The following is a 17,974-nucleotide window of genomic DNA, read 5'->3' as shown; positions in this document are numbered from 1 at the left end:
CCCTAAGCCGTCTGATCAGGCAAGGCGAAAGAAAGGCCTTTGTCTTGGCCAACCACGGGGATCCATGATATACTGCGGCCGCTCCAACACCTCGTGGGAGGCCCAGCGTGTGGACCCCGTTCGCCTCGACAAGCCCCTAGCCCCTTCGCCCGTGGTCGCCGCCGGGGCCCTCGCCTTCGCGACCAACCTGATCCTCGGCCTGGTGAAGCTCTGGGCGGGCCGGGGGGCCGGGTCCACCGCGCTCGTGGCCGATGCCTTCGACACCCTGGCCGACGGGCTCAAGGGGGCGGTGGTCCTCGGCGGCCTGCTCATCGCCCGGCGCCCCCCGGACCACGACCACCCCTACGGTCACGGGAAGGCGGAGAGCCTGGCGGCCTTGGTGGTGGGGGTGCTGGTGGCGGGCGCCGGGGTCCAGATCGGCTGGCAGGCCCTGGAGGCGCTCCGCCAGCCCGAGCCCCTTCCGCCCGGCGCGGTCGCCCTGGCCGCGGCCCTGCTCTCCGTGGGCGTGAAGGGAGGGCTGGCCGCGGTCTTGCTCCGGGTGGGGCGGCAGCACCGGTCGCCCGCCCTGGAGGCGAGCGGCCGGGATGCCCGGGCGGACGCCGTGGCCTCCCTGGGTGTCTTCGCCGGGGTCCTGGGCGCCCGCCTGGGGTGGCCGGGGCTCGATCCGCTGGTTGGTCTGGTCATCGCCCTGTTGGTCCTTCGGACGGGCGTGGCCGTCACCCGCGGCGCGGTCGATGAGCTGATGGACCGGGTGGCCGACCCGGAGCTGATCCACCGCCTCACCCAGGCCGCGCGGAGCGTAGGCGGCTGCTTGGCCGTCGAGGAGATCCACCCCCGGCCCATGGGTCCCTACCTGGTGGTCGACCTGGTCATCGGGGTGCCCGCCCACCTGACCGTCCAGGAAGGGGACCGAGTGGCCCACCGGGTGGAGGCGGCCATCCGGCGCGGGTGCCCCGAGGTGGCTCAGGTGATGGTCCACGTCAACCCCGTCGAGACCCATCCGTCCTGCCTGGAGACCGTCCCCTGAAGCAGGTGAAGAGGGAAGGCCTGCCGGCCGAGCTCCTCTGGCGGCCCGGCCGGGGTTTCTCCGGGCTCAGTCGTAGACCGGCGTTCCTTCCTCCCGGGTGAGGCGGCTGTAGGCCTCCATCAGCTGGCGGGTGATGGGTCCAGGCTGCCCATCGCCCAGGGAGCGCCCGTCAATGGTGACCACGGGGACCACCTCGGCGGCCGTGCCCGTCATGAAGGCCTCGTCAGCCACCCAGGCATCGGCGCGGGTGAGGGGCCGCTCCTCCACCGGGTGGCCCAGGGAGCGGGCCAGTTCAATAATCGTTGCCCGGGTGATGCCGCCTAGCGCCCCTTGGGAGACGGGCGGGGTAGCCACCACGCCGTTCCGCACCACGAAGAAGTTGTCCGCCGAGCACTCCGCGATGTAGCCCTGCTGGTTGAGCATCAAGGCCTCGGAGGCGCCCGCCAGGTTGGCCTCCAGCTTGGCCAGGATCATGTTCAGGTAGTTCAGGGACTTGACCTCGGAGGGCAGTGCATCGGGCAGGTTCTTCCGGGTGGCGACGGTGACCACCGAGACCCCCCGCTCGTAGAGCTCGGCCGGGTAGAGTTGGATGGTGGAGGCGATGATGATCACCGTCGGGGTCTCGCACTTGGCCGGGTCGAGGCCCAAATCGCCCACACCCCGGGTGACCACCGGCCGGATGTACCCGTCGCGCAGCCCGTTGGCCCGGACTGTCTCGATGATGGCCTGCTCCATCGCCTCGGGGGTCATGGGGATCTCAAGCCGAATGGCCCGGGCCGAACGGTAGAGCCGGTCCACATGCTCCCGAAGCTTGAAGATGCGGCCGTTGTACAGCCGGATCCCCTCAAAGACGCCGTCGCCGTAGAGAAGACCGTGGTCGAAGACGGAGACCTTCGCCTCCTCCCGGGGGACCAGCTTGCCGTTGAGGTAGACTTGCACGCCCATCCATCCTCCTCGAAGGGTGAGGTGACCGGGCACCGCCGAGCCTGCGGGAGGCCCTCGTCCCTCGTCGCCCGTTGTTCCTCTACCGTTCGAGGCCGAGCCCGCCTCTCCCTCTCCCCGTCGCCAGCGTTCCTAGGGAGAGGCCCCGTTGGTCCCCAGGGTGTCCGGGGGGAACCCGTCCACCTCACCGTTCTCGTCCATGGGCTCGATGGCGTAATCCTCCTCCAGCTCACCCCGCACGTACTCCAGAAGCCCCGCGTCCCGCAAGGCCGCAAAAGCGTCGTGGACCCAGTCCTCAGGGTCGGTGCCGCTGATGTCAAAGTACAGGGAGATGTGGTAGCGCACTGGCCTTCCCTCCTTAGGCCCGTTCCTTCCCCACCGTGGACCGGCTCCCTGCTAGCTTCACGTCAGGGCGGAAGGATATGCGCGAAGCCCTTGGGGAGGCAGCCTGGGGGCAGGACTTGCCCGCAGGTCGGGCGAAGTGAGGGCCACCAAAGCCACGCCGAAGGGAGCGAACCCCTTGGAACCGTTGCTCTTGATCCCCGGACCCACACCGGTCCCGCCGGCCGTGCGGGAAGCCTTGGCCCAGCCCCTGATCGGCCACCGGGGACCGGCTTTCGTGGAGCTGTACCGTCGGGTGACCCGCCGTCTCAAGCCTCTCTTCGGAACGGAGCAGGAGGTTCTGATCTTCCCCGGCTCGGGCACCGGCGCCATGGAGGCGGCGGTGGTCAACCTCTTCTCGCCCGGTGACCGGGTGATTGTCTTGGTGGCGGGCGCCTTTGGGGAACGCTTCGCCGCCATCGCCGAAGCGTTCGGGCTGGCGGTGGACCGGCTGGAGGCCCCCTGGGGCCAGGTGGTCCCGCCCGAGCGCTTGCGGGAGCGGCTCCTCACCTACCCGCCGGGGGAGGTGCGGGGGGTCTTCATCACCCACAACGAGACCTCCACCGGCGCCCTGAGCCCCTTGGAGGAGCTGGTCCGGGTGGCCCGCCAGGAGTCGGGGGCGCTGGTGGTGGTCGACTCGGTCAGCGGCCTCGGTGGCACCCCGGTGGCGATGGACCGCCTGGGGATCGACTGCGTGGTGACCGCCTCTCAGAAGTGCCTCATGTCGCCGCCGGGGCTGGCTCTGCTGGCCCTGAGCCCCAGCGCCTGGCAGGCGACGGAGCGGGCCCGCCTGCCCCGGTCCTACTGGGATGTGCAGGAGGCCCGGCGCTTCGGCGAGCAGGGGGAGACCCCCTACACGCCGGCCGTCTCCCTCTGGTTTGCCCTGGACCGGGCGCTGGACTTGATTGAAGCCGAGGGGCTCGAGCAGGTGTACGCGCGCCACCGGCGGATGGGCGCCATGGTGCGGGCGGGAGGCCGGGCCTTGGGCCTGGAGGTCCTGGCCCCGGAGGCTCACGCCTCGCCGACGGTCACCTGCCTGCTGCTGCCCGAAGGCCTGGATGCCGGCGCCGTGCGCCGCGCCCTGCGGGCCCGGGGGGTGGAGGTGGCGGGCGGTCAAGGGGCCCTGAAGAGCCGGGCGATTCGGATCGCCCACATGGGAGCCATCCAGCCGGAGCACCTGCTCCAGGGCCTGCTGGCTTTGGGGGAGGTCCTGCGCGACCAGGGCCTGGCCGTCTCACCCGAGGAGGCGGTGGCCGCGGCCGAGGCCGCGCAGGCGGAGTAGGCCTCGCGCGGACCACCCCGGTCCCGTCCCGTCGTCTGGCGAGCCAGGGGAGGGGGCAGGTTAGGGTGAACCCTCTCCTGAAGAAGCCGCTGGCTTCCGAAGGCGATGGGGAGGGAAAGGGCCCGGAAAGGAATGAGGCGGGCCCCCGAAGAAGTGAAAGATAGGATCGAAACGTTTCGATAGGAGTGCCGCTGTGTCCGACCAGGTGAGAAACCGCCGCCCGGCCTCAGGAGACCGGCGGCGCAAGCGGGTGGTCGCCCGGGCGACCATTGAGGATGTGGCCAGGGAGGCGGAGGTGGCCCCCTCCACCGTCTCCTTGGCTTTCAACGATCCGGAACGGGTCCGGCCGGCCACCCGGGCCCGGGTGCTGGCCGCGGCACGGAAGCTCAACTACCGGCCGAGCGCCATCGCCCGCCGGCTGGTCGCCCGCCGGACGGACATGCTGGCGGTGGTGGTTCCCAACACCCGGAACCCCTTCTTCGGCAAGATCTTCCAAGGCATTGACACCGAAGCCCGGCGGGCCGGGTTGGACGTGATGCTCTTCACCACCGAGAACGACCCGGACGTGGAGCGCCAGCGCCTGGAGGCGGTGGTCCGCAACCGGGCGGACGGCGTCATCCTGGTGGGCGAGCACCGCAAGGGCCCCGACCCCGCCGCCGACCTCTTGGCGGAATTGGTCGCCATGGGGATCCAGGTGGTCCTGGTGGAGCGGCAGGTGCCCGGGATCCCGTCGGTCTGGGGACAGAAGCGGGAAGGGTGCTTCCAGGCGGTGGAGCACCTGATCGGGCTGGGGCACCGGCGGATTGCCTTCATCGGGGGGCTCCTGGAGCAGGGGGGCTCCTACCAGCGGCTGGAAGGCTACCGGCGGGCGATGGCGGCCCACGGGCTGGAGGTCCGGCCCGAATGGGTGGCGGAGGGGGGGTTCAGCCCCGCGGGTGGCCGGGAGGCGGCGTCTCGGCTTCTGGCCCGCCACCCGGAGCTGACGGCCTTCGTGGCTGCCAACGACCTGATGGCCATCGGCGTGCTGCGGGCCCTGCGTGAGGCGGGCCGGCGGGTGCCGGAGGAGGCCTCGGTGGTGGGCTTCGATGATATCCCCGAGGCCGCCTTTGTGGTCCCCGCCTTGACCACCGTCGACATGCCCATGGAGCGGCTGGGGCGGCGGGCCATGGAGCTGATGCTGCGGGGGCTCCACGGCGAAGGCCTGGATGGGGTGGAAGAGGGGCTTCCGACGGAGCTGAGGGTGCGGGAGTCGACGGGCCCGGCGCCGGAGTCGGGTCCGACCACGGGAAGGGGCGATGGCTGATGCGGGTGCTGGTCACTGGCGGCGCCGGCTACATTGGGAGTCACGTGGCGGCCCTGCTCCACGAGCGGGGGGATCGGGTCCGGGTGGTGGACAACCTCTCCAAAGGTCATCCCCTGGCAGTGCGGGGGCTGGAGCTCATCCAGGCCGATCTGCGCCGGCCCGAGGAGGTGGAGGCGGCGCTGGCCGGGGGCCCGTGGGATGCGGTCATCCACCTGGCGGGTTCCAGCCTGGTGGGGGAGTCGGTGGCCAACCCCGCCCTCTACTACGAGAACAATGTGGTGGCCGGCTATCACCTGTTGGAGGCTGTCCGGCGCCACCAGATTCCCTACGTCGTCTTCTCGTCGACCGCGGCGGTCTACGGGGAGCCAGAGCGGGTCCCCATCGTGGAGGAGGAGCCGGCCAACCCCACCAACCCTTACGGGGCGACCAAGCTGGCCTTCGAGGGGATGCTCCGCTGGTACGAGGAGGCGTACGGGGTGAGGTGGGTCAGCCTCCGCTACTTCAACGTGGCCGGCGCCGACCCCGATCGGGGGTTGGGGGAGGATCACCGGCCCGAGACCCACCTGATCCCCATCCTGTTGGAGGTGGCCCTGGGCCAGCGGCCCTCCTTCCAGATCTACGGCGATGATTACCCCACCCCTGACGGGACGTGCATTCGGGACTACATCCACGTGCTGGACCTCGCCGAAGCCCACCTCTTGGCCCTCGATCACCTGGCCCGGGGAGGCCCCTCCCGGATCTACAACCTGGGCAACGGCGCGGGGTTTAGTGTGCGGGAGGTGTACGAGGCGGCGGTCCGGGTGACAGGCCGGCCCATTCCTTTGGAGGTGGGCCCCCGCCGGCCCGGGGATCCGCCGGTGCTGGTGGCCAGCGCGGAGCGGGCCCGTCGAGAGCTGGGCTGGGTTCCCCGCCGGCCGTCGGTGGAGGCGATGATCGAAAGCGCCTGGCGGTGGCGGTTGGCCCACCCCCAGGGGTACCCGGCCCCATCCCATGGGAAGCCAGATAGCCCGGCCACTCCTGCGGCCCCACCACTGCCCGAGGGCCTGGCCCGGCGCCAGGAGACCAAGCCTGACGGCCGCTACCTGATCTACTACGAGTTTCCCGGGAAAGAGAGCGCCGGCCCCGGGGAGGGCGGCGAGGAGGGGGAAGGCCATGTCTGAGCTCCGCTGGCACCCGCTCTTGGAGCAGTGGGTGATCACGGCCACCCACCGGCAGGATCGGACCTACAAACCGCCAGCCGATCACTGCCCCCTCTGCCCAACCCGGCCCGGCCGGGAGCCGACAGAGATCCCGGCCAGCTCCTACCAGATCGTGGTCTTCGAGAACCGGTTCCCTTCCTTAAAGATGCCACCGCCTGAGCCGGCGGTGGCGGCGACGCGGTTGAGCCCCGTGGAGCCCGCCCGGGGCCGCTGCGAGGTGGTCTGCTACACCCCCGAACACGAAGGGTCCCTGGCCACCCTCGACCCGGAGCACGCCTTCCGGCTGGTCCAGGTCTGGACCGACCGGTACCAGGCCCTGATGCAGGAGCCGGAGATCCGGTACGTCCTCATCTTTGAGAACCGGGGCGAGGCGGTGGGGGTGACCCTCCACCATCCCCATGGCCAGATCTACGCCTTCCCCTATGTGCCCCCCGTGCCGCTGCAGGAGCTGGAAGCCCAGGCCCGCTTCCGGGGCGCGCGGGCGGAGGGGCCCGATGCCTGCCTCCTCTGCCGCCAGCTGGCCATCGAGCGAGAGGACGGCCGGCGGGTGGTGGCGGAGAATGAAGCCTTTACCGCCGTCGTTCCCTTCTACGCCCGTTACCCCTACGAGGTCCACGTGCTGGCCCGGCGGCATGTGGCCTCCCTGGCAGAACTGACCGTCCAGGAACAGCGGGCCCTGGCGGCCATCCTCCAAGGCGTGGTGGCCAGCTACGACCGGCTCTTCGAGTTTCCCTTCCCCTATCTGATGGTGATGCACCAGGCGCCCAAGCCGCCGGCTCCCGCCCTGGGGCACTTCCACGTGGAGTTTCTCCCGCCCCACCGCACCCGGGAGAAGCTCAAGTACCTGGCGGGCTGCGAGCAGGGCGCCGGCACCTTCATCAACGACACCCTCCCCGAGGAGAAGGCAGCTGAGCTGCGAGAGCGCTGGACGTGGGTTTGAGCCAGCAGAGTTGAGCGGAAACTCAGCCCCAACCGGCAAAGGTCCGAGACGCGGGTGAAAAGGAATCTAATGGGATGAAATCGAATAACCAAAAATAAGGACATAGATATCGAAGCGATTCGATCATGAAGTGGATGAGGCTTGATGAGCGACCCTGTACAGAACGGACTCGACGCCATGCGCCGGGCGACCTGTGAAGCGTTGGAAAGGGCCCCCGGGGCCGGTTCCGGCGACCCGGTGGTTACCGTCGCCGCGCCCGGACGGGTCAACCTGATCGGGGAGCATACGGATTACAACGACGGGTATGTGCTCCCGGCCGCCATCGACCGGTGGGTGGTGATGAGCGGGCGCCGTTGGGGCGGGTCGGAGGTCTGGGTCCGGGCCCTGGACCGGCAGGAGGAGGCCCGCTTCAGCTTGGACGGGCTGAGCCCAGACCGGGCGGGTGAGCTGCCCGACTGGGCCCGGTACGTGGCGGGCACCCTCTGGTCCCTCCAGCTGGAAGGGTTCCAGCTGGAAGGGATGGCCCTGGCCTTCACCGGATCGGTGCCCCAAGGGATGGGTCTCAGCTCCTCGGCCGCCTTGGAGGTGGCCACCGGGCAGCTCGCCCTGACCCTCCACCAGGCGGAGCTGGCGCCCCTCCGGCTGGCCCAGGCGGCCCAGCGGGCGGAGAACCAGTTCGTCGGCGTCGCCTGCGGGATCATGGACCAATTCACCGCCACCCTGGGGGAGGCGGGGCACGCCCTCCTCCTGGACTGCCGGAGCCTGGAGTATCGGGCCCTCCCCATTCCCGAAACCCTTACCTTCTTCGTCGTTCACCCGCCCCAAGGGCGGACTTTGGCCGGATCGGGGTACAACCGCCGGCGCCAGGAGTGCGAGGCCGCCGCCCAGCTTCTAGCCCAGGCCAAGCCGGGCGTGAAAGCGCTGCGGGATGTGACCTCCGATGACCTGCGCTTCCTGGAAGCCCGGGTGGGCGAGTCCTTCCGCGGGCACCCGGTGGCCACCCTCCACCGCCGGGCCCGCCACGTGGTGGAGGAGAACGGCCGGGTCTTGGCCCTGGCCCAGGCCCTGGAACAGGGCCATTTGGAGACGGTGGGCCGCTTGGTGAGCGAGTCCCACCAGAGTCTCCGGGATCTGTTCCAGGTCTCCACCCCCACCATCGATCGCTGGGTAGAGGCCCTCATCCACCTGCCGGGGTGCCTGGGCGCCCGGCTGGTGGGCGGTGGCTTCGGCGGCAGCATCCTGGCGGTGGTCCGGCGGGAGGCGGCCGGAGCCTTCCAGGACCAGGCCGCGAACCTCACCGAAGGGGGTGAGGCGGCCCACCTCTTCCCGTGCCGGCCCGTCGATGGTGTACGGGTACTCGGCATGGTTTCGAAAAGCGAGACATGAAGGGAATAAGACCCATTCGAAAGTCCTGGGCAAGAAGGAGCCAAATCAAACGGTATCGAAAGGCACGAGAGGTTGTTTCTGCCAAGCAACCAAAGCGGGAGGGATCAGAGATGCGGCGAACTGGCTGGTATCTGGGCGTCCTGGCCGTACTTGTGGCGTTCCTGCTTCCGGCTACGGCTTGCGCCCAGAGCGGGGAGCTGGAGATCTTCTCCTGGTGGGCTGGCGATGAGGGCCCGGCCCTGGAAGCGCTGATCGAGCACTACGAGAGCCTCTATCCCAATGTCCGGGTCATCAACGCCACGGTGACGGGCGGGGCGGGCGTCAACGCCAAGGCCGTCCTGAAGACCCGGATGCTTGGCGGCGACCCGCCGGACACCTTCCAGGTGCACGCGGGCCAGGAGCTGATCGGCACCTGGGTGCTGGCGGATCGGATGGAGGACCTCACCTTCCTCTATGAGGAAGAGGGCTGGTACGATGTCCTGCCTGAGGACCTGATCAAGCTGCTTTCGACCGATGAGGGCATCTGGTCGGTGGCGGTCAACATCCACCGGTCCAACGTGATGTACTACATCCCCGAGAACCTGGAGAAGTGGGGTGTCAGCGTGCCCACGACGTGGGACGAGTTCTTCGAGATCGCCCCCAAGCTCCAGGCCCAGGGCGTGGTGCCCCTCTCGGTGGGTGAGAACTGGTCGGTCATCCACCTGTGGGAGAGCGTGGCCCTCTCCGTCCTCGGTCCCGACAAGTGGGAGGCCCTCTGGACGGGTGAGTTGGCCTGGACCAGCCCTGAGGTGGTGGCCACCTGGGAGCTCCTCGACCGGATCATGGAGTACACCAACCCCGACTTCGCCTCCCTCACCTGGCAGCAGGCAACCGACATGGTGGTGGACGGCGAGGCGGCCTTCAACATCATGGGTGACTGGGCCTCGGGTTACATGAGCACCACCCTCGGGCTGAAGCCTGGGGTCGACTTCGGCTGGGCGCCGTCGCCGGGCACGGAGGGCATCTTCATGATGCTGGCCGACTCCTTCGGCCTGCCCAAGGGCGCGCCCAACCGGGAGGCGACCATCGCCTGGCTGCGGACCGTGGGCAGCCGGGAGGGGCAGGACATCTTCAACCCCCTGAAGGGTTCCATCAGCGCCCGGTTGGACAGCGACCTGAGCCGGTATGACGCCTACGGGCAGTCGGTGGCTCGGGACTGGCAGACCAACCGGATCGTGGGCAGCCTCCAGCACGGCGTGGTGGCCAACGAGCGGTTCATGAACGACTTCGCCACCACGGTGATGGAGATGTTCCTGACCACCCGGGATCCCGTCATCACCTCCAACGCGGCGCACGCCGTGGCGCTCCAGGCGGGCATCGGCCTCTGAGGCAGGGCCCCTCGGCAGCCGAGCCTGCCCCGATGGGTGGCTCGCGGAGGTGAGTCTGGACGGGGGCGGGCCCTGGGGGCTCGCCCCCGTGCCATCGGTGCAGAAGGAGCGGTCACCGTGTGGAAACGAGCTTGGTGCGCGCGCACCGGGAGGGGGCTTCGTCTATGAGAACGGGAAAGGATCGCCTCATCGCCGGCCTGATGCTGGCACCCTCCCTGATTCTGCTGGGCATCTTCGTCTACGGCTTCATCGGCCAGACCGTCTACGTCTCCCTCACCGACTGGGGGCGGGGCGCCTCCCTGGCCCTCCAGCCGGAGATCACCTTCGTCGGCCTGGAGAACTACCGCCAGCTCTTCACCGGGATTCTCGACGTCCGGTTCCGCCAAGACCTGGTCAACATGGTCTTCTTCAGCCTGATCTTCGTCGTGGCGTGCTTGGGGATGGGGCTCTTCTTGGCCACCCTGCTGGACCGGCCGCTTAAGGGGGAGGGGTTCTTCCGGACGGTCTTCCTGCTTCCCATGGCCCTCTCCTTTGTGGTGACGGGGACCATCTGGCGCTGGATGCTCCAGCCCCGGGGCGGGGTGAACGTGCTCCCCACCCTGGTGGGCTTGCCGAGGCTGGAGTTTCTCTGGACCACCAGCCGCCAGCGGGTGCTCCAATTCAACTGGCAGGCGGTTCCTCAGGGACTCATCCTGCTCGCCGCCGTGGTGCTCATCCTCTTGGGCGTGCGGGCCTGGCGGCGGGGCACCCGGCGGAAGGCCCTTCTCCTGGGCCTCCCAGGCCTGGTCGCGGGGGCGTACGTCCTCCTGGTGGGGCGGGGGGTCAACTGGAGCGGGCTTCCCTTCCCGGAGACCCACGGGTTCAACCTGGCCTTGATCGGCATCATCATCGCCGCCACCTGGCAGATGTCGGGCTACACCATGGCCCTCTACCTGGCGGGCTTGCGGGGGATCCCCGAAGAGCTGCGGGAGGCGGCCCAGGTGGACGGGGCCTCCCGGCTCCAGATCTACCGGTACGTGGAGCTGCCTCTCTTGAAGCCCATCACCCTCAGCGCGGTGGTGGTCTTGGGCCACATCGCCCTGAAGATCTTCGACCTGATCTTCGCCATGAGCGGGCCGGACAACGCCATGACCAGCGTGCCGGCCATCCTCATGTACCTGACCACCTTCCGGGGCAACCAGTTCGCCAAGGGGGCGGCCATCGCCACGCTGCTCTTGCTCCTGGTCTCGCTCCTGATCATTCCCTACATGGTCTCCACCCTGCGGAAGGGGGATGAGGCGTGATGGCTGATCAGCCTGCCGTCGCCACCGGAACGCCGGCCCACGACCTGCAGCTGTCCCGCCAGAAGGCGGCGGGGCGGGCCCGGTGGGGGCGGGTGGCGGTCTACGGGGTGCTCATCCTGCTGGTGATCATCTACCTGACACCCGTCTACCTGACGGTGGTCACCAGCCTGAAGGATCCGGCCCACATCCGCCTCCCGACGGCCTGGGAGCCGCCCCGGCCCATCTCCTGGGAGGGGTACGCCACGGCGTGGCGGGACTTCGCGCCCAAGCTGCGGAACAGCTTCATCTTGGCCGTCACCGCCACCGCGCTCTCGGCGATCATGGGGTCGATGAACGGGTACGTCCTCGCCAAGTGGCGCCTGCCCGGCGAGCGGTACATCTTCCCGCTCATCGTCTTCGGGATGTTCATCCCCTACCAGAGCATCCTGATTCCCCTCTTCCAGTTCCTCCGGTCGGTCAACCTGTACGGGGGGCTGCCGGGTCTGATCCTGGTCCACGTGGTCTACGGGCTGCCCATCACCACCCTCCTCTTCCGCAACTTCTACGCGGAGCTGCCCGATGAGATGGTGCAGGCCGCCTCCATCGACGGGGCCGGTTTCTTCGGCATCTACCGGTGGGTGATCCTGCCCCTGTCGGCGCCCGCCTTCACGGTGGTGATCATCTGGCAGTTCACCCAGATCTGGAACGAGTTCCTCTTCGCGGTTACCCTGACCCAGCCCGCGGCCCAGCCCATCACCGTGGCGCTGGCCAACCTGGCTGGGGGTGAGGCGGTCCGGTGGAACATGCCCATGGCGGGCTCAGTGCTGGCCGCCTTGCCCACGGTGCTGGTCTACATCCTCTTGGGGCGGTACTTCATCCGGGGGATGCTGGCCGGCTCCCTCAAGGGGTAACCTCGGAGAGCAGGGGAACGTCCAAGGGAAACGGGTTCCAACGGCTCGGGGCCTGCACCGCCTCCGGCGGGCAGGCCCCGAGCGCGTCGTCCCGAGGGTCTGGGAGGCTACAGGACGACGGCCACCTCGTCCCGGTCCATCCGGTCGATGCAGGTCTGCAGCTTGGTGGAGAGGTAGGGATCATCCCGCACCGCGTGGCGGATCTGGCGCAAGAGGTCGATGGCCCGCCGGAAGGCGTAGATGATGTCGCCCTCGTCGAAGTCGCCCCGGCGCAGGATCTCGGCGAAGCTCTCACCGGCGCTCCAGTGGTAGGCGAGGAGGGCCAGGTTGTCGTTGAAGCGGATGGTGGGCTCCTGGCCGAAGGAGCGTTCCATCTCCGCAAGGAACTGCACCGTCGCCTCCACCCGGGCCGTGTTGAAGAGGCGGTGGCGGACCCGCCGCTCGGCGCGGCGGGGCTCGTAGTCGATGGAGACCACCAGGGCGTTCAGGGTGTCCACATCCAGCTCATGGAACCACCCGTCGAAGTGGAGCTCCGTCACCAAGAGCTCCTGGATGTTGATCTGGGAGGCGAAGAGCCCTCGCGCAGTGAGCTTGCCCTCCCGCACGTAATCCAGGGCTTCCAGGAGGGCCCGCTTCTGACGGTAGCTCTCCAGGAACCGCTGGGGTGAGGGGAGGTTGCTGATCCGCTCCCGCATCTGCTCGATCCGCCTGGTCAGGCGGCGGTAGGTGGGGAGGAGCGCTTGGCACCGGTCCAGCACCTCGGGCGGGCAGCCGGCCACCTGGAGCTTCTTCAGGGCCGCCTCCTCCTGGCGGATCTTCCGGCGGAGGCGCTTCACGCCCCGGCGCTCCTTCCGGGCGAGGCGCCGGGACACCTCCTCCCGCTTCTCCTCCAGGAGGGCCATCCGCTCCATCAGGTTGACGGGGCACCGGGGGGTCTCCATGTAGGCACAGCCTTGGATCCGGAGCCGTTCTCCTTCCAGCTCGGCCAGGCGGGCCTCGTACTCCCGCCGCCGCTGGTTGGCCTGGTAGGTGGCGAAGCTCTTGGCGAGGATCCGGGCCACCTCTTCCTGGTCGTAACCCTCCACCAGGTTGAGGACGGTGTTGTACGAGAGGGAGAAGCGGCTGCGGACCGGCTCGATCTCCCCCTCGTCCATGGAGGGCAGCTCCTGGGGGATGAAGTAGTTGAAGTCCACCAGGGTGATGACGTCGCCGCGGACGTCGATGCCCCGGCGCCCGGCCCGACCGGCCATCTGGAAGTACTCCCGGTTGAGGAGGGGCCGGAAGGTGCGGCCGTCCCACTTGCTGAAGGCGTCGAAGCAGACCGTCCGGCAGGGGAAGTTGATCCCCACCGCGAAGGTCTCGGTGCAGTAGAGGACCCGGATGAGCCGGCGCTCGAAGAGCTCCTCCACCACGTCCTTCACCACGGGCAGGAGGCCCGCGTGGTGGAACCCGATGCCCTTCAGCAGCAAGTTCCGCATGCCCCGGAGCCGCTGGGCCGTCACGCTGTTCTGGTGGCCCGCGCCCTCGGGCACCCGGGTGGCCAGGGCCTCCTGGATCACCTCATCCACCTGGCGTTGCTCCTCTGGGGTGAGGTAGACCTTCCCCGTCCGGCTGAGTTCCAGCGCGTTCACCTCACACTTGCGCCGGCTGAAGGTGAAGAAGAGGACGGGGAACTGCTCGGGCGCCAGCACCTCCAGCAGGTCCAGGTGGGTGGTGGGCTCGAACCGGAAGGGGAGGCGGGCCCGGTCGGAAAACTTGAGGCCGGCCCGCTTCATGTACCGGCGGTACCGCTGCTCCAGGGCCTTGCGGGTGGTGAAGCCCAAGGTCCCCTCGAAGAGGTGGTGCTCCAGTGGCACGGCCCGCTCGGTGTGGACCACCACCCGCACCGGGTGACCGTGGACCTGGCTGATCCACGCGGCCAGCTCCTCCACGTTGGGGATGGTGGCCGAAAGGCCCAAGAGGCGCATCTGGGGCGGCATGAAGATGAGGGACTCCTCCCAGACGCTTCCCCGCTCGGGATCGTCGATGTAGTGGATCTCGTCGAAGATGGCGTAGGCCACATCGGCGACCCGCTCGGGGTCCTGGTGGAGCAGGTTCCGGAAGACCTCGGTGGTCATGATGAGGATGGAGGCCTCCGGGTTGACCACCACGTCGCCGGTAAGGATGCCCACCGCCTCCTCGCCCAGGAGGCGCTTGAACTCCTTGAACTTCTGGTTGCTTAGGGCCTTGATGGGCGCGGTGTAGACGACGCGCCGGCCCTGCCGGTGCATCTGCTCGATGAGGTAATCCGCGATCAGGGTCTTCCCCGTCCCGGTGGGGGCGGCCACCAAGACCGAGTCGCCCCGGTCGATGTGCTCGATGGCTTCCTGCTGGAACGGATCAAGGGCGTAGCCCCGATAGGTTCGGACCTCGGTGAGCGGTTGGGTCAAACGGTCTCCCTTGCCCCCTCGTTACGTCGATCTTCCTTCGGCCGCATCGCCCGCGCGGTGGGCGATCCGCGCGCAGGTGGCGGCCACCAGGCCCGCGATCAGGTCGTCCAGGAAGGTGCAGACCCGTCCCGGACGGGTCCGGAACGCCTCCAGGACGTCGGGCCGCTCGTGGACCAGATAGCCGAAATTGCTCATGCCGATGCTCCCGTACGCATTCACGATGGAGAGGGCCAGTCCCTTGTCGACGCCGTAGAGCGACGGATCCTCCCGCACGATGCTCCCCAGAGGCTCGTCGAGCCGGCCCTCCTCGGCCATCCGGTCCAGAATGACCCCGGTGATGATGGCGTACTCCACCTCCCGCTTGGCCAGGACCGCGTGGAGGTGGGCCCGGGCCGCATCGGCAGTCAGGTCAGGCACGTATGGGCGTTGGAGCTTGAGCACCAGGCGCACCAGGTCCTCCGGGTCCACCCCCCGGCCCCGGAGCAGCTCCAACATCTGTGGCACGTCGGCCTGGGCCATGGGCTCCGCTCCTCTTCTCTTCTGAGAATGTCCGGCGGGGGCGGCTTCGACGCGGAGGGCTTGGAATCCTGCGCCAGAGCCGGCCAGGGCGGCCATCCAAGAGGTGAGCAGGCCTGCCGGATCGTAGAGGATCCGCCCCCAGCGCAGAATCTCCCGATGGCGAGGGCTGGAGTAGGCGAGCCCTTCGACGCTCCGCCAGGTCACCCGGAGGTCCACGCCCCTGAGGGTGGGGCCGAGGCGCCGGCGCCGCCGGGATGGGGGAAGGGGATCGGCCACCACCAGGAGCTCCGCCTGCCAGCGCCGGCCCAGCCGGTAGGGTGGACACCAGGCCGCCAGGCCCACCAGCCAGGGGAAGGCGCGGCCCGGGGGACCGAAGCCGTCGCCAGGGCGTGAGCTGGCCCTGGGGCGAGGCCTGAGGCTGGCTGCCGGCGAGGGTCGGGCGGGGATGGCCCACGGGCTCTGGGAAGGGTGCATCAGCGCATGCCTCCCACCGTCTCTGGGAGGCGGGCTGGACAGGCGTGTACTCTAGAGGTACCGGCACTGAGACGGGAGGTCAAGGCAGGGATCCTGTAAGGCGAGGCTCGCGCTAAGGCCTGGCGTGGGCGCGCTGGGAGGGGAGGCCTGGGCCGTCGCCCCACGGTCCCAGGCCTCCCCAGGGTCAGGCGCCTCGGTCCGCCGGTGGCCGGTGGCTGAAGACGGGCAGGTTCTCGGCGATGGCAATGAAGGCCAGGACGGTCGCGGCCATGAGGCCCAGGCTGATGGCCAGCTCCGGCAGGCTGGGGACGTAGCCGGCCGCCGTCCACGCCCGGAGGCCGAAGTGGCTCACGTTGAACCGGTTGAGGATCACCCCGGCCACCACCAGCGCGCCCAGCCAGCCCTGGCCCCGCCGGCTGGAGCGGAGGCGGGGCTGGAGGGCCAGAACCGCCGGCAGCACGATGAGGGCCAGCTCCAGCCAGAAGAGACCTGCTTCCGGCGAGCCCGTGAAGAGTTCCCCCACCTGGCCCCGGGCCACCAGGTCGCCAACCTTCAGGATCAGGTAGAGGCCCACCGCCCAGGGCAGCCACCGGAGAAGGCGGGCCGTCAGGGGCGCGGGATCCCACCGGACCAGGGTGCCATAGGCGAGGGCGGTCATCAGGCTGACCACGCCGATGGCCATGACGATGGCGCTGGTGAAGAAGAGCAGGGGAAGGAGGATGGTGTTCCAGAGGGGGTGGAGCTTGCCCGGCACCAGCACGAAGAAGGTCCCCAAGGAGGACTGGTGGAGGGTGGAGAGGACCACCCCGGCCACCACCAGGGCGGGCGTGATCCGCTGGGCCGCCCGCAGCCAGCGGGCCTTGGCGCCCACCTTCTCCAGCAGCACCGGGGCGAACTCCAGGAAGAGAACGACGGTGTAGAGCATGACGCACCAGGCCACCTCGAACATGGCCGAGCGGGGCTGCCACATGATGATGGGATGCCAGATGTTCCAGGGCTTGCCCAGCTCGACGATGAGGCCCATGATCACCTGCAGGTATCCCAGGAAGCCCAGGAGGATGGCGGGCCGGAGGAGGGGCTTCAGGGCTCGCTGCCGGAAGAGGTAGACGGCCGCCGCCATGGTGAAGGCCCCCGCCGACAAGGCCACGCCCGACAGCACGTTCAAGGAGATCCAGAGGGCCCAGGGCCACTCATCGGAGAGGTTGGTGGCCGCCCCCAGCCCGAAGATGAACCGGTAGATGGTGGCGACGAAGCCTGCGCCGGCGACCAGCGCCAGCACCACCCGGGGCCAGGTCCAGGTGAGGTGCCAGGCCCAGTCCCGCACCCGACCCGGGGCGTACGCCAGAGTGAGTTCCTTCATGCCGAGGGTCCCCCTTCATCGTCCCGCTCCGCCTTGGGCTCAGGGCCCCTGTCCACGCCAGGGCCCGCCTCCTCCTGCTGGTTCCACCAGGCGAGCGCGCCCAGGGCCGCCACCAGCCCGCCGGCCACCGGCGGGACCAGGCGCATGATGGCGTCGGTCCGGCGGGGCGGTGCTTGGGTGGGCACATCGGTCCGGAAGCCCAGCTCCTCGAAGGGCACGTCGGAGAGGAAGAGCCAGGCGGTACCGCCCGCCTCATGCTCCCCGTAGATGTGGGGCACGTACCGGTCGGGATGGGCTGCAATCCGCCGCCGGGCCTCGGCCAGCAGCGCTTCCCGGTCGCCGAAGAGGGTGGCCCCGGTGGGGCAGGCCACCGCACAGGCGGGCGCCTCGCCTTCCGCCAGCCGGTCGTAGCAGAAGACGCACTTGGTCACCGCCGGGTTCCAGGAGTGCCACTCGTACCGCGGAATCTGGAAGGGGCAGGCCAGCATGCAGTAACGGCAGCCCAGGCACCGGGCCTCTTCATAGATCACCGCGCCTTCGGCCGTCTTCCGGAGGGCGGCCACCGGGCAGGCGGAGACACAGGCCGGATCCAAGCAGTGGAAACACTGGTTCCGGACGTAACGGGGCCCGTCCGCGGAGGCCACCTGAGTCAGCCAGGTCCACTGGTTGGACGGGTGCTCGTCCGTCGGGTCCAGACCCCACTTGCTCGCGCAGGCCCGCTCACACAAACGGCACCCGACGCAGCGGGTGATGTCGATCAGCATCCCCTTTTGGGAGGATGGGGGAGACTGGCTGGCCGCCTGGGCTTGGGAACTCTGGGTGAGGACCCACCCCGTCGCGCCGGCGGCGCCCAGCCGAGCACCCCACTGAAAGAGTTGGCGTCGAGTCAACTCCATCCCATCTGCCTCCGAATCCACGTCGTTAGTGACCCGACCAGGGGTCGGATCGCCCCGGGGCTGGGAACCCTGCCTGGGGCCGGAGAGGGCGCCGGCGCCGAGAGGGTGCTGCCGGAGCCGGGAGGCCAGGTCTTCTGGGTTGGGCTCGCTGGGCCGGTACCGGCTGGCCTCGCCCCGGACCATTGTACCACGTTTTCCGAGGAGAATGTGACAGATATCACAAATCATTCCCGGGATGGCGTCCGGAAGAGCATGGGCGAGGAGGAGGGATCTGATGCCGCCTCAGCCTTCCTCCC

14 protein-coding genes and 1 pseudogene are annotated in these 17,974 nt (G+C 69.2%); 9 read left to right on the top strand and 6 right to left on the bottom strand.

Translation table 11 applies throughout. The features are described from left to right. The first annotated feature begins 109 nt into the window (after positions 1–109). Entirely contained in the window at positions 110–1,027 is a 918-nt protein-coding gene (locus FWJ67_RS03370) for a cation diffusion facilitator family transporter (protein WP_414482160.1), read from the top strand. 66 nt (positions 1,028–1,093) lie between these two features. Here the strand turns inward: FWJ67_RS03370 and ilvE are convergent, their stop codons facing one another. Beyond that, positions 1,094–1,972 (bottom strand): branched-chain-amino-acid transaminase, encoded by an 879-nt coding sequence (ilvE, locus tag FWJ67_RS03365; protein ID WP_414482161.1) that lies wholly within the window; start codon positions 1,970–1,972, stop codon positions 1,094–1,096. A gap of 129 nt (positions 1,973–2,101) precedes the next feature. Next, positions 2,102–2,314: a hypothetical protein gene (locus FWJ67_RS03360; protein ID WP_304172461.1), complete on the bottom strand. Its 213-nt coding sequence runs from the start codon at positions 2,312–2,314 to the stop codon at positions 2,102–2,104. 175 nt (positions 2,315–2,489) lie between these two features. On the opposite strand from FWJ67_RS03360, the gene FWJ67_RS03355 reads away from it, so the two are divergent. The 8 genes and pseudogenes from FWJ67_RS03355 (at position 2,490) to FWJ67_RS03320 (ending at position 12,000) form a co-directional block, all read left to right on the top strand. Beyond that, complete coding sequence (locus tag FWJ67_RS03355) at positions 2,490–3,632, top strand: pyridoxal-phosphate-dependent aminotransferase family protein (RefSeq protein ID WP_304172462.1); 1,143 nt, start codon at positions 2,490–2,492, stop codon at positions 3,630–3,632. Positions 3,633–3,825: 193 nt separating this feature from the next. Continuing rightward, positions 3,826–4,935: a LacI family DNA-binding transcriptional regulator gene (locus FWJ67_RS03350; protein WP_414482482.1), complete on the top strand. Its 1,110-nt coding sequence runs from the start codon at positions 3,826–3,828 to the stop codon at positions 4,933–4,935. Then, a pseudogene (galE, locus tag FWJ67_RS03345) lies at positions 4,935–5,912 on the top strand (UDP-glucose 4-epimerase GalE); the annotation flags it as partial. The gene FWJ67_RS03350 and the pseudogene galE, both read left to right, overlap by 1 nt. Before the next feature lie 175 nt (positions 5,913–6,087). Then, positions 6,088–7,074 (top strand): galactose-1-phosphate uridylyltransferase, encoded by a 987-nt coding sequence (galT, locus tag FWJ67_RS03340; protein WP_304172465.1) that lies wholly within the window; start codon positions 6,088–6,090, stop codon positions 7,072–7,074. 144 nt (positions 7,075–7,218) lie between these two features. Then, positions 7,219–8,460 (top strand): galactokinase, encoded by a 1,242-nt coding sequence (gene galK / locus FWJ67_RS03335; protein WP_414482574.1) that lies wholly within the window; start codon positions 7,219–7,221, stop codon positions 8,458–8,460. Between the two features lie 110 nt (positions 8,461–8,570). Further along, a complete protein-coding gene (locus FWJ67_RS03330) occupies positions 8,571–9,827 on the top strand; it encodes an ABC transporter substrate-binding protein (RefSeq protein ID WP_304172467.1) in 1,257 nt (418 codons plus the stop codon). 164 nt (positions 9,828–9,991) lie between these two features. Further along, on the top strand, positions 9,992–11,110 hold the full coding sequence (locus FWJ67_RS03325; protein WP_304172468.1) for a carbohydrate ABC transporter permease: 1,119 nt from the start codon (positions 9,992–9,994) through the stop codon (positions 11,108–11,110). Further along, complete coding sequence (locus FWJ67_RS03320; protein ID WP_304172469.1) at positions 11,110–12,000, top strand: carbohydrate ABC transporter permease; 891 nt, start codon at positions 11,110–11,112, stop codon at positions 11,998–12,000. The genes FWJ67_RS03325 and FWJ67_RS03320 overlap by 1 nt, the downstream gene beginning before the upstream one ends. Positions 12,001–12,107: 107 nt before the next feature. Here FWJ67_RS03320 and FWJ67_RS03315 read toward each other — a convergent pair whose 3' ends face one another. From FWJ67_RS03315 to FWJ67_RS03300, 4 genes are all read right to left on the bottom strand, one after another. Beyond that, positions 12,108–14,429: a DEAD/DEAH box helicase gene (locus FWJ67_RS03315; protein WP_414482041.1), complete on the bottom strand. Its 2,322-nt coding sequence runs from the start codon at positions 14,427–14,429 to the stop codon at positions 12,108–12,110. 21 nt (positions 14,430–14,450) lie between these two features. Next, a complete protein-coding gene (locus FWJ67_RS03310) occupies positions 14,451–15,422 on the bottom strand; it encodes a phosphatidylglycerophosphatase A (protein WP_304175134.1) in 972 nt (323 codons plus the stop codon). 184 nt (positions 15,423–15,606) lie between these two features. Beyond that, positions 15,607–16,782: an NrfD/PsrC family molybdoenzyme membrane anchor subunit gene (nrfD, locus tag FWJ67_RS03305; protein ID WP_414482573.1), complete on the bottom strand. Its 1,176-nt coding sequence runs from the start codon at positions 16,780–16,782 to the stop codon at positions 15,607–15,609. Beyond that, positions 16,779–17,678, bottom strand: a complete 900-nt coding sequence (locus FWJ67_RS03300) for a 4Fe-4S dicluster domain-containing protein (RefSeq protein WP_414482042.1) — start codon at positions 17,676–17,678, stop codon at positions 16,779–16,781. The genes nrfD and FWJ67_RS03300 overlap by 4 nt, the downstream gene beginning before the upstream one ends. Positions 17,679–17,974 lie beyond the last annotated feature (296 nt).

Source organism: Limnochorda sp. (genome assembly GCF_047459355.1).
Classification (GTDB): Bacteria; Bacillota; Limnochordia; order Limnochordales; family Limnochordaceae; genus Limnochorda.
This window is presented reverse-complemented; position numbering and strand designations above follow the sequence as displayed.

Excerpts from the sequence above, each read along its gene's own strand:
- FWJ67_RS03320 (WP_304172469.1), top strand. The coding sequence starts at position 11,110 with ATGGCTGATCAGCCTGCCGTCGCCACCGGAACGCCGGCCCACGACCTG.
- FWJ67_RS03325 (WP_304172468.1), top strand. The coding sequence starts at position 9,992 with ATGAGAACGGGAAAGGATCGCCTCATCGCCGGCCTGATGCTGGCACCC.
- ilvE (WP_414482161.1), bottom strand. The coding sequence starts at position 1,972 with ATGGGCGTGCAAGTCTACCTCAACGGCAAGCTGGTCCCCCGGGAGGAG.
- FWJ67_RS03310 (WP_304175134.1), bottom strand. The coding sequence starts at position 15,422 with ATGCACCCTTCCCAGAGCCCGTGGGCCATCCCCGCCCGACCCTCGCCG.
- nrfD (WP_414482573.1), bottom strand. The coding sequence starts at position 16,782 with ATGAAGGAACTCACTCTGGCGTACGCCCCGGGTCGGGTGCGGGACTGG.
- galK (WP_414482574.1), top strand. The coding sequence starts at position 7,219 with ATGAGCGACCCTGTACAGAACGGACTCGACGCCATGCGCCGGGCGACC.
- galT (WP_304172465.1), top strand. The coding sequence starts at position 6,088 with ATGTCTGAGCTCCGCTGGCACCCGCTCTTGGAGCAGTGGGTGATCACG.
- FWJ67_RS03300 (WP_414482042.1), bottom strand. The coding sequence starts at position 17,678 with ATGGAGTTGACTCGACGCCAACTCTTTCAGTGGGGTGCTCGGCTGGGC.
- FWJ67_RS03330 (WP_304172467.1), top strand. The coding sequence starts at position 8,571 with ATGCGGCGAACTGGCTGGTATCTGGGCGTCCTGGCCGTACTTGTGGCG.